Below are 15291 nucleotides of genomic sequence, written 5' to 3' on the forward strand. Positions count from 1 at the left end.
CGCCGAGAAGCAATTTCTCAGCGGCGAATGGGTAACTGACTACTAGTAACTAAAAATTAGCTCTGGGGCTACGGAATCTCTCCGGCGAACTCGGCCTCAATAATATTTTGGAAGACTTCAAAGGGCTGCGCGCCGACAACGGGAATCCCATTGACGAAAAAGGTTGGTGTAGAACTCACGCCCAGATTAACAGCATATTCCAAATCGGCCATAATTTCGGCGTTGTGTCGACCGCTCTCGACGCATTCGGTGAAAGCGTCCATATCCAGATTGAGCGTTTCAGCATATTGCAGATATGTTTCTACGTTGAGATTTTGTTCTGCTGAGAAGAGCATCTCGCTGAATTCCCAATAGGCATCCTGCTCTTCAGCACAATTGGCAGCCGACGCGGCAGGCGTGGCGTTGGGGTGAATATTTGTCAGCGGGAAATCGCGGTAGACCAATCGAATCTGCTCGGGGTAAGCTGCCTGAATCAACGGCCAAATTTGAACGTGCCATTTCTGGCAGTAGGGGCACTCGTAATCGCTGAACTCGATGATCGTAATCGGGGCGTCATCTGGGCCCCAAACAGGATCATCATCTTCGGGGACATCATAGCGGCGCACTTCTTGCGGGGCGGGTTCGGCTTCTGCAGGAGCTTGTGCGGCAGCTTCATTTGCAGCTTCCGGAGCAGCAACAATCGCTGGTTCTTGTCCCCAAAACAGATAGCCTACACTTAGGCCGATCACGAAGGCCAGCGGCAGCAGCGCAGCATACACATGCGAGCGTTTGAACGTCATCGTTTTATTCTCATCGGGCGCAGATGGTTCTTCTTCAAGCGCCGCTTCGGGCGAAGGTTCCGGAATTACTTCCTCGGTGATTTCTTCTTCGGGGGTGTGGGGCAGGGTTTCTTCGATACTCATAATGGCGGCGATTATAGCATAAAGACAGCAAGTTATAGACCTCCGAGGTTTTACTGACCTCCGAGATCTAGTTCATCGAGTAGCGCTACAAACTCGTCGGCCTGCGTGCGTGTGAGCAGTTTTTGACGCACTTCTTTTGGTAACCGGTACGGCGAGAGATAATGAGCGGCATATTTGCGGAAGAGTATCAGCCCGCGCTCCGGGCCGTAGAATTGAAGACTGCGCTCCAAATGATCGAGCAGCGTGGTGCGGGCTTGCTCGAGGCTGACGGCTGGACGATCAAGATGCGCGAAAATCCACGGGTTGGCGATGGCGGCGCGCCCGATCATCACCGCGGTGCAGCCGGTGTGGGTTTTCATGCGTTCGATGTCGGCTACGTTTTTAATATCCCCATTGCCGATGACGGGGATATTCACGCATTCTACGACCTCAGCAATCGCGTCCCAATTGGCCTGCCCGCCGTAGCCCTGCACTTTGGTGCGCCCATGCACGGCGATGGCCGCCGCGCCTTCGTTCTCGGCGATGCGGGCGATCAACGGGTAGGTCAGGCTGTCGTCATCCCAGCCCAGGCGGATTTTGGCGGTGACGGGAATCGCCAAAGAGGTAGTTAAAACCCGGAGTATGCGCGCCACCTTTACAGGAGTCCGCAGCAACCCCGCGCCTGCGCCGCGGTTGGCAATCGTCTTGGCTGGGCAGCCCATGTTGATGTCGATGAAATCTGGCCCTAAGTCTTGCAGGCGCAGGGCGGCTTCCCGCATCGTTCGGGCATCATCCCCATAGAGCTGAATCGCCAGCGGGCGCTCGTCATTTGTGAAGCGCAGTTTGTCGTTAATTTGCTCACGGCGGTTGAGCACATCTTCGGCCTTGACGAATTCGGTATAGCTGATGGCCGAACCCAGGCCGCGGCACAGCGAGCGGAACGGCCAATCGGAATAGCCGTCCATTGGCGACAGGATGGCCTCGCCGTGGATGGGGATATGGGCGATGTGGAAGGTGGGGGTTGAAGGTTGCATGTTGCAGGTTGAAAGTTTTTTTCTTTGCGACTTGGCGGCTTTGCGTGAGATTTCAGAATAAATTCATCTGCGCGGTTTTCTTTTTGACGGGTTCAGGCGCGAAAATCGTCATGTGGTCGGCGATGCCGTATTGTTGGCGCAGTTCGTTGAAGCGGGTATAAAGTGCCGGAGCGTAGAGCGAGTTGCACTCGTAACGCAGGCCAAACTGGCGCATATATTTTTGTTTTACGCCGGGAAAGAGTTTATCGAGTTTGGCGTAAAAATATTCGCGTGAACCTTCACGCAGCGTCAGGCCAAACCAGGGCAGGATGTAGGCTGCGCCGCGGAGATAGCACAGTTCGAGCAGTTTTTCAATATTCTTGATGGTGTCGGCGATGAAGGGCAGGACGGGCATCATCGTCACCCCGGTGTGGATTCCGGCATCCGAGAGCGTTTTCATGGCCGCGAAGCGCGCCGATGATGGCGGCGCGCCGGGTTCGATTTTTCGGGCGAGTTCGTCATCCGCCGTGGTGATGGTAAAACTGACCGCGGCGTAGCTGTCGGCGTTGATTTGTGCCAGCAAATCCAGGTCTCGCAGCACCAGATCGGATTTGGTGATGATATGCACAGGGAAACGGTTTTCGGCGATGATTTCCAGCGCCCGGCGGCAAAGCTGGCTTTTGCGCTCGACGGGCATATAAGGATCGTTCATCGAGCCAAAACCGATTGTGCCGCGCACACGTTTGCGGGGCAGCGCGTCGGCGAGGAGTTCGATGGCGTTAACTTTGACATGAATATCGGCGAAATTCTCAATCCGGTAGCACGTCGAGCGCGAATCGCAGTAGATGCACTGGTGCTGGCAGCCGCGATACAGGTTCATATTGTATTTCAGGCCAAACCAGTCATCCGGCTGCTTGACGTGGTTAAGAATCGTTTTGGCGTGGATTTCTTGGATCATTCTTCGATCAACGCCGCCTTCAATGCCTCGCGCAGACTGCGCACCTCAATTACATTAATCCCCTTGGGCCAGGGTTCGCCTTTGCTCAGGCGCCGCGGGACGATGGCATTTTTAAAACCCAGTTTTTCGGCCTCGCGCAGGCGAGCGGGCATTTGCCCAACCATGCGCAATTCGCCCGAAAGCCCCACTTCGCCGATCAGCACCGTATCGGCGCGCACGGGAGCATCTTTGACGGATGAAGCAATCGCCGTGGCGACAGCCAAATCGGCAGCCGGTTCGTTGATTTTCAGCCCGCCAATCACATTGACGAAGACATCCTGCTCGGCCAGACGCACACCCACGCGGCGCGTTAGCACAGCGGAGATCAGCAGCAGGCGGTTGAAGTCGATGCCGTTGGGGGTACGGCGCGGGTTGCCGAAGTTGGTTGGGCTGGTGAGACCCTGAATTTCGACCAGTAACGGGCGCGTGCCTTCCATGGTTACGGCGATGGCTGATCCGGGGGCATTTACCATGCGTTCGGCCAGAAAGGCTTCTGATGGATTGGTGATCTCAACGAGGCCGCGCTCGCGCATCTCGAAGACACCCACTTCCGAAGTTGCCCCGTAGCGATTCTTGACCGTGCGCAACAGCCGGTAAGTTTGAAAACGGTCGCCTTCCAGATACAGTACCGCGTCCACAATATGCTCTAGCACGCGCGGCCCGGCGATGGTACCTTCTTTGGTAACATGCCCAATCAGGAAAACCGTAACTCCGGTAGTTTTTGCCAACTCTCGCAGGCGCGAAGCCGTTTCGCGCACCTGCGAGACTGACCCCGCTGAAGATTCCAGTTCGGGCAGGTAGGTGGTTTGTACCGAATCGATCACGATCAGATCGGGTTTGATGGTTTCAATATGTTCGAGAATCACATCGAGGCTGGTTTCTGTAACGAGGTAGAGATTTTCGGGGAAGCCCCCCTCACCGCTCCCTTGCTCCGTAGGAGCGGGGGAGCGGGACGGGGGGGGACTTGCCGTAACCCGCGTGGCTCGCATTTTGATCTGTCGCTCGGATTCTTCGCCGGAAACATATAGCACCGGGCCGCGCTCAGCCATAGCCAGCGTGGTTTGCAATAGCAGCGTTGATTTGCCGATGCCAGGATCGCCGCCGATCAGCACCACCGAGCCGGGCACAATCCCGCCACCCAGCACACGCGCAAATTCCTCGATGGGCACAGGGATGCGTTCTTCGGCCTCGTTGCTGATTTCGCTCAGTCGGCGGGGCGTAGAAATTTGCCCCGCGCGGCGCGGCGCATGGGTTGCCGCGCTGGGTTTTCGCTCGATAATTTCCTCAACCAGCGTGTTCCATTCGCCACATCCAGGGCAACGCCCCATTTGGCGGGCCGATCTGCGTCCGCATTGTTGACAAACGTATTGGGAGTAAGTTTTTGCCATCATAGCCGTTTCCAGTTGTTAGTGATTTATGGTGTGTTTTTCCAGGGCCAGCACCAGATCATACAGCGCCTGGGCGGTTGTAACGAGTTTTGCCGTATCAATAATAGCGGGGTGATCTTTGGGAGTATGTGTGATATGGCTGGTGAGATGCCAGAATTTTTCGGAGGTAATTGCCATTGCCGGAACCTGGCGCTGAATGAACATGGAATGATCGCTCTGGTACCAGGATTCACCCTCGATGAGTTCAGCATGACCGGCGAAAATATGCCGTATGGCGCTTTCGATTTCAGCGGGGCAATCGTAGAGCGAATAGGCCGTTTTGCCATCGACATACCCGGCAGCATCCATATTGATCGCCAGGGCAATTTTTTTAAATTCAGCGCCTTGCTGCGCCAGATAGAGCATTTCACCCGAGGCAGCGTAATAATCTTCGCCGTTGACGGCGGTAATTTCAATATCGAACGGCCCTGCATACGCTTTGAGTAAATCGGCGAGCAATAGCAGGATCACAATGCCGGTGCCATTATCGACCGCGCCGGGCGAGTTGGTTTTCGCGTCGATATGCGCCATGAATACCAGACGCGCCCCTTGTGGGTTGCCTTTGCGGGCGAGCACGTTGCAGCCTGTGGCGGCTGTGCGTTGTGCACGAATTTCAAGTTCAACAATCTCGCCAAGATGCGCCAGTAAATTTTGGCCCACTTCTACGGTCGTATAGACCGAGGGAATGTCGAAGTCGCCGTCTTCGATCAGCGGGAAGGGGGAAATGCCTCCAGCCAAACCCGGATCGCGGTCGGTGGCCGCAATGATGGCAGCGGGTTGTATTTCTTCGAGCAGGCGCACAATGCGTTGATGTTCTTCCGGATTGTAGAAGACAAAATTCTTGGGCATGAGCTGCTCTTTGGCAAGCTCACCGTGCAGCAGCAAAATTTGCCCGCGGGCATCGAGTTTCGTCAACTGCTCCAGGGTTTCGGCTGCCACCAACGGGCCGCGAAAATTGCCGCCGAGCGTGTATGGGCTGGGAACCATCTCAGAGGCCGCCTCGCCCACCTCCAGCCGCGCCCCGTCTTCTTCCCAATCTATACAATCAAATTGTGGTGTTTCCACATCAAATCCAAAAGCGCGCAATTTTTCGCTGAAAAAATCGGTAGCTTGCCGGTTCCCGGCGGTACCCACCGTTCGGGTTGGAATTTCGATGCAAAGTTGTTGCAGATAGTTTGGCGCTTTAGGTTGCATGGGGAGAATTATATACGAAAGGGCACGGGGCCGCTAATTTGCAGCTTCCGTGCCCGATGTGTGTACTACGTGGGAGAGTTGGCAACTGGCTCTTAGGCCGCGGCGAGCAACTCTGCTTCGTTTTCCGATGTCGAATCTTCGGTCTTGGCGCGCAGCACAATGTCGGTTTCGTCTTCAAGAATTTCGACATCCACCACAACGGTATCGCCAGCTTTGAATTCGCCGGAGAGTAACCTGTCGGAGAGCGAGTCTTCAACCTTTTGCTGGATCACGCGGCGCAATGGGCGCGCACCCATCTCGGGATTGTAGCCCAAATCGGCGATCATCTTGGCTGCCTCCGGGGTGATTTCCAGTGAAAGGTCGTGCTCTTTCAAGCGATCCGAAACTTTACTGAGTTCCAGATGAACAATTTCCTGAATATCCTCGCGGCTGAGGGCGCGGAAAACGATCACGCTGTCGAGACGGTTGACAAACTCGGGGCGGAAGGTTTGTTTGAGTTTTTTGGTGAGTTCTTTCTGCATCTCGCGATATGAAACGCGCTCTTCCATTTCTTCGTCGCGGCGAATTTTGAAGCCGATATTGGTCTGGCTGATTTCTTTTGCGCCGATATTGGAGGTCATCACAATGATGGCGTTGCGAAAATCTACCTTGCGGCCTTTGGCATCGGTGAGATGGCCTTCTTCCATAATTTGCAGCAAGATATTATGCGCATCGGGATGCGCCTTCTCAATCTCGTCGAAGACAACAATCGAGTAGGGGCGGCGGCGGATGGCTTCGGTGAGCTGACCGGCATCATCGTAGCCGATATACCCTGGGGGCGCGCCCACCAACCGACTGACCGAGTGCCGTTCCATAAACTCCGACATATCCAGTTGGATGAGCGATTCTTCGCTGCCAAACATGAATTTCGCCAGTGTTTTGGTGAGCTGGGTTTTGCCAACCCCGGTGGGGCCGAGGAATACAAACGAGCCAATTGGGCGGCGGGGGTCTTTCAACCCGGCGCGGCCGCGGCGCACAGCTTTTGAAATTGTTTCAATCGCTTCGAGTTGCCCCACAATTGATTCTTTAAGTTCGTCTTCCATCTTGAGCAGGCGTTCCGATTCGGCTTCGGCCATTTGCATTACAGGGACACCCGTCCACATGGCGACGACTTCGGCAATATCTTCTTCGGTGACATTGGGGCTGGTTTCGCGGTCCCAGGTTGTGCGGAATTGGTCGAGTTTTTGTTCCAGTTTTTCTTTGTGTTGCAAAATAACTTGTGCATCGTCGGCGCGTTCTTCGCTTTCGGCGGCCGCGTATTCTTTTTTCAATTCCCGCATTTTAGTCAGCAATTCTTTGGTGGTTTGCGCTGCCGGACTTTTATACATACGCACGCGGGAGGAGGCTTCATCGATCAGATCGATGGCTTTATCGGGCAAGAAGCGGTCTGAGACGTAGCGCGCTGAAAGGTGAGTTGCGGCGTTGAGCGCTTCGTCGAGGATGTTGAGATGATGATGCGCCTCGTACGCCGGGCGGATGCCGCGCAAAATTTCGATGGTCTCATCGAGGGAGGGTTCTTCCACCACGATGGGCTGGAAACGGCGCTCAAGGGCAGCATCACTCTCGATGTGTTTGCGATACTCATCCAGCGTGGTGGCGCCAATCACCTGAAGTTCACCGCGCGATAATGCCGGTTTGAGGATATTGGCCGCATCCATCGCCGAGCCAGCTGAGCCAGCCCCCACAAGCATATGAACCTCATCAATAAAGAGGATCGAATCGGAGGATTGGAGTTCTTGAATCACGCGTTTGAGACGGTCTTCAAACTGGCCGCGGTACATGGTTCCGGCGACGAGCGAGCCAACATCGAGTTGGAGTACGCGCTTGCCAATCAGCGGCAGGGGGACATCGCCATCCATAATGCGTTGGGCGAGGCCTTCCACGATGGCGGTTTTCCCCACTCCGGGTTCACCGGTCAGCGCCGGGTTGTTTTTTGTGCGGCGTGCTAATATCTGCACCACGCGCTCAATTTCCATCTGGCGGCCAATCACCGGATCGAGTTTGCCATCTTCGGCCATTTGTGTCAGGTCGGTTGCCAACTGGTCAACCATAGGCGTTTTCGATTTGCTTTTGCCTTTACCTTTACCGGAGCCTTCTTCAGTCTGTTTGACAGTTTGGCGTTGTTGCTGTCGTTCACTGCGTTGAGCGGCTTTAGTCTCTTTGATAATGCGATTGGTCTGTCGGCGAATCTGTTCGCCGGTGACACCGAGATTGCGCAGCGCATCAATCGCCACGCCCTCATTAAGTTCCACGATGCCGAGCAAGAGATGCTCTACACCAATATAGTGATGTCCCAGTTTGCGGGCTTCTTCCATCGCCAGTTCGAGAACTTTTTGTGTTCCGGGCGAAAGTGTAGGCCTTTGAGCCGATTCATCGTCGATGCCGACCATTTTTTCAATGATGGTTTGCACACGGTCAATTTCCAGGCCAAGTTCGCGTAGCACGCGTGCGGCAATGCCGCCGTCTTCGCGCATTAATCCCAAGAGCAGGTGTTCGGTTCCAATATAACCGTGGTGCATACGTTCGGCTTCTTCGTGAGCCAGGCTGAGCACACGGCGTGCACGCTGTGTAAAACGTTCGATATTTGACATAATCATAGCCTCCTGTACGGAGTATTTCTATCCATGCTGCACTACGAGCGTACTCTTCGTGAGCGTGGTTTTGCTCGCTACTGGTGCGTTGTCATGGATTTCAGAAGGGGGTTGCTGATAAACGCAGTGTGTGTATTGGAGCGAACTGCGCTTTTTGTGAACAAGGCTGTTCTGGCTAGTGTAGATAGATTAAGTCCAATTCTACCAGAGAGTGTCCAATTATATGGCGATAATTGTGCCGATGAAGGCTTTTCTTACATAAATTTAATGGTAGCCATCAATAAAAAATGGGAGTAGAAGTAAAAACTTCTGCTCCCATTTAATTTTGGTTTGTGAGATGGTTTAGCGGCAAGGCTAGTAATTTGCTCTGAGGCTAAGCCAAACCGAGTGCAACTTATTCAGCGTCCTCGCTGGGTTCTTCTTCTGCAATTTCTTCTTCAGCGGTATCTGCGGTTTCCACAACTTCTTCTACCGCTTCGTCTTCTTCGACGACTTCTTCGACGACTTCTTCAACGACATCAGTAACTTCTACAGCTTCTTCAATCGTTTCAACTTCCTCGATTTCGACGACTTCTTCAACAACCTCGGCGGCTTCTACAACATCTTCGACAGTTTCAACTTCTTCTACTGCTTCATCTTCTTCGACGACTTCTTCAACGACATCAGTAACTTCTACAGCTTCTTCGATCGTTTCAACTTCTTCGGTTTCGACGATTTCTTCAACGGTCTCAACGGCTTCTACTTCAGTCTCGGCCTCAGTTTCATCGTAGGGCGATTCAAAAGTAGCATCCACTTCTTCTTTTGCAAGCTTCCAGTCCAGATCGATATAGGCGCCGGAATCAACTTTTCGCAGGCTCAAGCCAATGCGGAATTTGTCGCGGTCAATGTTGATGATGCGCAAGGTCAAGGTGTCGCCAACTTTGACAACTTCCTTGGGATGTTCCACACGGTCGCCGCTCAGTTCAGAGATATGGATAAGACCTTCAAGCTCGCGGTCTTCCAGGCGGGCAAAAGCGCCAAACTCGGTCAGGTGGGTGATGGTACCTGCCACCAATTGACCTTCTTTGAGGTCTTTGACTTTCACCAGCCAGGGATTTTCTTGCAATTGGCGAATCGACAGGCCAATGCGCTTGCGTTCCTGGTCGAGGCTAATCACTTTGACTTCAACTTCCTGTCCAACTTTTAGAACATCTTTCGGATGTTTAATGCGTTCCCAGGAAATTTCAGAAAGATGTACCAGACCATCGGCGCCATCAATATTGACGAATGCGCCGAAATTTGCCAGGCTGGTAACGCGTCCGGTGCTGACGGTGCCAATGGCAAGTTCGTCGAGCAGGCGGTCTTTGAGCGTCTCGCGGGTCTCGTTGAGCGCTTTACGTTCAGAAAGAATCAAACGACGGCGGGCACGGTCAACTTCGATAACGTTGATCTCAATCGGTTCACCAATGAGCTTGCCCCAGCGTTTTTCGGGGGTGTCGCCCGTGGTGCGACGAGTCAGGCTGATCTGTGAACCAGGCACAAACCCGCGCAACCGACCAATGGGAACCAGCAAGCCACCTTTGTTGAATCCAGAAATGGCTCCATCGTAAGCGTCTCCGCTTTCTTTGAGCTGTTCTACTAGCTCCCAATCCTGTTCTTCTTTGGCTCGGATATAGGAGACAGCTAAATTCCCGTTACGATCCTCTGGCGTAAGGACATAAATGGTAATCGGTTCCCCCACCTCAAATTTTGCGCGTTCGTCTGAATCAATCTGATCCAGTTCTTTGCCGGAGATAACGCCTTCCGACTTTGCGCCAATACCTACCAGAATTTCTGAATGCGTGACGGCGGCGATTATACCTTCACGAATTTCACCAGAAGTAGGCAGATCTATTTCTAAGCCCTGCTCATCGAGCAGTTCTTCCATAGACATATGGCGTTCGGGCGCTTCTTCGACTTCTCCTTCCACGATGTTTTCGGCGACGACAACTTCACTTTCAGTCATAATATTTAGTACACTCCAAGTTTATAAGATCGGCGTACATTATAAGGGTTAAAAGATAACTTGGCAACCTTTGTGGTAAGATTATTGCGAATATTTGGCTCAAAATATGCGAAAATGGTCGAGACTTTGGAAATCTTTAAGGTTTCGGAAGCCTTTCCCACAAGACAAGAAGAAAAATTCCTATGCCAACGATTTATCCTTTTTCTGCCATTGTTGGGCAGGAGCGCATGAAGCGTGCCCTGATCCTCAACGCCGTATCGCCGCGCATTGGCGGGGTACTCATTCGCGGGGAGCGCGGCACAGCTAAATCGACCGCCGCACGCGCCCTGGCCGCATTGCTTCCGCAAGTGCAGGTCATCAACCACTGCCGTTTCGGCTGTGATCCCGAAAATTCACACACCTGGTGTACCGAATGTCGCGAACGAAGTGAGCGTAATGAATTTGAGATTCAATTGCGCGATACGCCTTTTGTAAATTTGCCGGTATCAGCCACCGAAGACCGCGTGGTGGGGACGCTGGATATTGAGAAAGCCATCCAGAAGGGGGAGCGCCACTTTGAGCCGGGTGTGCTGGCCGCGGCCAATCGCGGACTTTTGTACATTGACGAGGTCAACCTGCTGGACGATCATGTTGTGGACCTCTTGTTGGATTCTGCTGCGATGGGCATGAATATTGTCGAACGGGAGGGCATCTCTTTCAGCCATCCGGCGCGTTTCATCCTCGTCGGTACGATGAACCCCGAGGAGGGCGATCTGCGCCCGCAGTTGCTCGATCGCTTTGCGCTTTCGGTCGATATTCACGGCATCCGTTCGCCGCAAGAACGCGTTTTTATTATGGAACGTAATCTGGCCTTCGAGTCCGATGCCGAAGGCTTCCGTGAATATTGGCTTGAAAAAGAACGTCAACTTTCGGAACAAATTGCCAATGCCCGCAAACTGTTGCCTCAGGTAGAATATTCCCGCCGCGACCTGCTTTCGATTGCCGCCCTGAGCGCCTCGCTGAATGTGGATGGTCATCGCTCCGATCTGGTGATTCTGAAAGCAGCGCGCGCTCATGCCGCCTTTGAAGGCCGCACCACAGTAACCGAACGCGATATTGCTCTGGCTGCCGAATTGGCTTATCCGCACCGTATCAAGCGCGGCCCCTTTGATCAGGCCAATATCGGCTTCGATGAACTACAGGAGCGTATTGACCAGTTGCAAGGTGCGTCTTCTTCCTTTGATGAACGCGATCCCGATGAAAACGCCCAGGCCGATTCTGAAAAAAAAAAGCCGTAGGCGATAACGTTCAGGAAGAGGGGGAAGAAACTTCGCACCGCGGCCCGGTAGAACCCGCCAAGCAAGATGTGTTTGACACAACAGCTTCCAATTGGTGGGATGGTGGCGAAAAAGCGAAAACTGGCGAGGCTTTTGATGCTCGTAAATTTGAAACCCCCCTCGACCGTCTCAGCCGCCGCCGGGGAGGTCGACGCTCGGTGACACGCACCGAGCGCAAGCGCGGGCGCTATATTCAGGCCCGCCCCGCTAACGGAAATCATACCGATATTGCCTTCGACGCCACGATCCGAGCCGCCGCCCCTCATCAGAAAAACCGGGAAGAGCAGCGCAAGGATGTGGCGTTTGCGATTCAGCCTCAAGATTTGCAGCGCAAGGTGCGCGTCAAACAAACCGCAAATCTGGTGCTTTTTGCGGTGGACGCTTCCTGGTCGATGGCCGTGGCCGAGCGTATGTCAGCTACCAAAGGGGCAATTCTCTCATTGCTGACAGACGCCTATCAGCGCCGCGACCGCGTGGGGTTAATCGTTTTTCAAAAGGATCGCGCCACTCTGATTCTCCCGCCGACCAACTCGGTGCAATTGGCGCAACGGGCGCTGACCGATATCCCGGTGGGGGGCAAGACACCCCTGGCAGCGGGGTTGTTTCTGGCCCATCAGGTCATCAAACAACAGAGCATGATCTACCCCGATGTCGAGCCATTGATGATTTTACTTACCGATGGGGCAGGTAACGTCTCGATGGGGGATCGCCCACCGCAAGAAGAAGCCCATCGTCTGGCCGAGAAAATCGCCGCCGAAGATGTGCGCAGCGTGGTTATTAACATGGAACACGCTGCCTTCGATCAGGGGTTGGCGCAAGGATTAGCCGATCATCTCGAAGCGCCGTGCTACACGCTCCACGAACTCAAAGCTGAAACGCTGTACCAGGCTGTGCGCCAGGAAATGGCTGGATAAATTGTCATGCTGAGACTACGCCTCAGGGTGACGAGTTTTCTTTGCTATGACGAATCGATCCTGGTACGTGTATATCATCACGAATTACACCAACACCGTGTTGTATACCGGTGTGAGGAATAATTTGGAACGGCGTATCTACGAGCATAAAAATGGTGAAATCAAAAGTTCTTTTAGCCATCGGTATCGGCTTTATAAGGTAATCTGGTTTCAAGAATTTGATTCTCCCAACGCGGCAATTACGATGGAGAAGCGTATCAAAGGCTGGCTTTGATCATTGAAGAGAATCCCAAATTTCGTGATTTAATGGCGTTATAGTACATTGCGTCATTCTGAGGAGCGAAGCGACGAAGAATCCAGCGAAGCGCATGGTTTTACGCTCCCTACGGTTGCTAGATTCCTCGCCCGCGGCTCGGAATGACTATAGGCTGCGAAGGATATTTCAATGACCAACGAAAATAATAATAACCAATCCCAAAATACTCAGCCCCAGGATGAACTTTCGATCACGCAGCACAGCGTGACGATTGATGGGCGCGAACTGCACTATACGGCCACGACTGGCAAGTTAATTCTGAAAGCCGAAGTGGACGAACCCAAAGACGATGACAAGCCTCAAGATATAGAGCAGCCCAAAGCGGCAGTCTTTTTTACGGCATACACCCTCGATGCAGACGAATCTGTCGGCGAGGCCGATCACCGTCGGGCGCGTCCGCTGACCTTCGCCTTCAACGGTGGCCCCGGTTCGTCCTCGGTGTGGCTGCACCTGGGGTTGTTGGGCCCGCGCCGGGTGCAGATGGGCGAAGAAGGTCACATGCTCCAGCCGCCGTTTGATCTGATCGATAATGCCTATTCGCTGCTCGATCAGACCGATCTGGTATTCATTGATCCGGTAACGACGGGCTATAGCCGCCCGGTGCCGGGCGAGGCGGCCAGGCAGTTTCATGGTTTTCAGCCGGATATTGAGTGGGTGGGGGAGTTTATTCGGCTGTATACCACGCGCTACCGGCGCTGGAATTCGCCCAAATTTTTGATCGGTGAGAGTTACGGTACGACGCGCTCGGCAGGTCTGGCGGGCTATTTGCAAGAGCGGCATGGGATGTATTTAAACGGGATTTTACTCATCTCATCGATTTTGGATTTTCAGACGGCGCGCTTTGTGCCGGGGAATGATTTACCCTTTGCGCTGTTCTTGCCGACCTATGCGGCGACGGCCTGGTATCACAAACGCCTGCCCGAAGATTTGCAGGCCGATTTGGGCAAAACCCTGGCCGAGGCGGAAGCCTTTGCTGAGAATGAATACACCTTGGCGTTGATGCGCGGCAGCCGTTTACAAGGCGAGACGCGGGCACAGATTGTGGCGAAGTTGGCGCGCCTGACGGGTCTTAGCCCGGACTATTTAGAAGCGACCGATTTGCGCATTCAGAATCATCGCTTTGTGAAGGAGTTGCTGCGTGTTGAAGGGCGCACCACCGGGCGGTTGGATACGCGCTTCAAAGGCATTGACCGCGACGCGGCGGGTGAAAGTTTTGAGTTTGATCCCAGCCTGAGCGCTATTACCGGGCCGTACACGGCGATGCTGAATGATTATGTGCGCAGCGAACTGGAATATGAAAGCGATCTGCCCTATGAGATTCTGACCGGGCGCGTGCATCCCTGGAGCTACGAGACGCACCAGAATCAATTTTTGAATGTGGCCGAGACGCTGCGTAAGGCCATGTCGATCAATCCGTATTTGAAGGTCTTTGTTGCCAACGGTTTCTACGATCTGGCGACGCCCTATTTTGCCACGCGCTATACCTTCGATCATCTGGGGTTGGATGCCAGCCTGCGCGGGAATATCTCGATGACGTATTATGAAGCCGGGCACATGATGTATATTCACCAGCCATCGTTGGCGCAACTCAAGGCCGATATGGCGGCGTTTGTGAAGTTGGCGCTGTAGTTGTCATGCTGAGGGTGAATCCCGAAGCATCTAGCGGAGCGACCTGCTTTGAATATTTTTTGAATGAAACCCAGCGCTGTGCTAGACTCTTCGGCTGCGCCTCAGAGTGACAATGGGTTTTTGATAGGTATGGCTATGAACTCTCCCGTAATCATCATCACTGGCGCATCGCGCGGCCTGGGGGCTGCTGCTGCGAAAATCGCTGCCCGCCTTGGGGCAACGGTTGTGCTGAATGCCCGCTCTGTGGATGCGCTTGAAAAGGTAGCTGCCGAAATCCGGGTGGCGGGCGGGCAGGTGTTGGCCTTGCCCGGGGACGTGAGTCAGCCTGACGTGTGCCACCAACTCGTGAGCGAGTCCGTGGCGCGCTTTGGTCGGCTGGACGCTGTGGTCAACAATGCCGGAGTGATCCGCCCGATTGCGCCCATATCCACCGCGAATCCCGATGAATGGCAACGTCTGTTTGAAATTAATCTTGTTGGGCCGCTGCGTCTGATTCAGGCCGCGCTGCCGCATCTACGGGAAAGCCGCGGACGGGTGGTTAATGTCTCCAGCGGGGCGGCGGTAAAAGTGGTGCAGGGTTGGGGGGCGTATAGCGCCTCGAAGGCGGCGCTCAATCATTTTACGCAAACCTTGGCTGCCGAAGAACCGCTGGTGACGAGCCTTGCGTTGCGTCCCGGCGCGATTGATACTGAGATGCAGGTCACTATTCGCGCTGATGGTGAGCGCGGTATGACCCCGGAAGCGCACGGCCAGTTTAGCGGGTTGTACCGAGAACAAAAATTGCTGCGTCCTGAAGTCCCCGGGCGCGCGCTGGCAACTCTGGCCTTGCATGCTCCGCCGGAACTCAACGGCGAGTTTGTCAGTTGGGATGATTCCCGTGTACAGGCTTTGTACGCGGGTGCGTCATACTGATAGATTAACTCCATGCAATATTCTGATCCGGTATTCCCAACAAGGAATATCGGCTTTGTTTTTAAAGGCTGTTTGACA

12 protein-coding genes are annotated in these 15291 nt (G+C 53.9%); 5 read left to right on the forward strand and 7 right to left on the reverse strand.

Going from position 1 to position 15291, the window contains the following annotated elements; all coding sequences use genetic code 11:
• Positions 1–68: 68 nt before the first annotated feature.
• The 7 genes from HN413_02620 to HN413_02650 form a co-directional block, all read right to left on the reverse strand.
• Positions 69–902: a DsbA family protein gene (locus HN413_02620; GenBank protein ID MBT3389280.1), complete on the reverse strand. Its 834-nt coding sequence runs from the start codon at positions 900–902 to the stop codon at positions 69–71.
• A 50-nt stretch (positions 903–952) separates the two neighbouring features.
• Entirely contained in the window at positions 953–1915 is a 963-nt protein-coding gene (gene dusB, locus HN413_02625; protein ID MBT3389281.1) for a tRNA dihydrouridine synthase DusB, read from the reverse strand.
• Between the two features lie 52 nt (positions 1916–1967).
• Positions 1968–2852, reverse strand: a complete 885-nt coding sequence (locus HN413_02630; GenBank protein MBT3389282.1) for a radical SAM protein — start codon at positions 2850–2852, stop codon at positions 1968–1970.
• On the reverse strand, positions 2849–4279 hold the full coding sequence (radA, locus tag HN413_02635) for a DNA repair protein RadA (GenBank protein MBT3389283.1): 1431 nt from the start codon (positions 4277–4279) through the stop codon (positions 2849–2851). Before radA ends, HN413_02630 begins: the two co-directional genes overlap by 4 nt.
• Before the next feature lie 18 nt (positions 4280–4297).
• Positions 4298–5512: a M28 family peptidase gene (locus HN413_02640; GenBank protein MBT3389284.1), complete on the reverse strand. Its 1215-nt coding sequence runs from the start codon at positions 5510–5512 to the stop codon at positions 4298–4300.
• Between the two features lie 92 nt (positions 5513–5604).
• Positions 5605–8142, reverse strand: coding sequence for an ATP-dependent Clp protease ATP-binding subunit (locus tag HN413_02645; protein MBT3389285.1), 2538 nt, complete (start codon positions 8140–8142; stop codon positions 5605–5607).
• Between the two features lie 394 nt (positions 8143–8536).
• Positions 8537–10126, reverse strand: coding sequence for a S1 RNA-binding domain-containing protein (locus HN413_02650; GenBank protein ID MBT3389286.1), 1590 nt, complete (start codon positions 10124–10126; stop codon positions 8537–8539).
• Positions 10127–10308: 182 nt separating this feature from the next.
• On the opposite strand from HN413_02650, the gene HN413_02655 reads away from it, so the two are divergent.
• From HN413_02655 to HN413_02675, 5 genes are all read left to right on the forward strand, one after another.
• A complete protein-coding gene (locus HN413_02655; protein ID MBT3389287.1) occupies positions 10309–11403 on the forward strand; it encodes an AAA domain-containing protein in 1095 nt (364 codons plus the stop codon).
• Positions 11404–11471: 68 nt separating this feature from the next.
• Positions 11472–12356, forward strand: coding sequence for a VWA domain-containing protein (locus HN413_02660; protein ID MBT3389288.1), 885 nt, complete (start codon positions 11472–11474; stop codon positions 12354–12356).
• A 46-nt stretch (positions 12357–12402) separates the two neighbouring features.
• Positions 12403–12630, forward strand: a complete 228-nt coding sequence (locus tag HN413_02665; protein ID MBT3389289.1) for a GIY-YIG nuclease family protein — start codon at positions 12403–12405, stop codon at positions 12628–12630.
• Positions 12631–12801: 171 nt separating this feature from the next.
• Entirely contained in the window at positions 12802–14301 is a 1500-nt protein-coding gene (locus HN413_02670) for a peptidase S10 (protein ID MBT3389290.1), read from the forward strand.
• Between the two features lie 135 nt (positions 14302–14436).
• On the forward strand, positions 14437–15213 hold the full coding sequence (locus HN413_02675) for an SDR family NAD(P)-dependent oxidoreductase (protein MBT3389291.1): 777 nt from the start codon (positions 14437–14439) through the stop codon (positions 15211–15213).
• Positions 15214–15291: the final 78 nt, after the last annotated feature.

This window comes from Chloroflexota bacterium (assembly GCA_018648225.1).
Taxonomy (GTDB): domain Bacteria; phylum Chloroflexota; class Anaerolineae; order Anaerolineales; family UBA11858; genus NIOZ-UU35.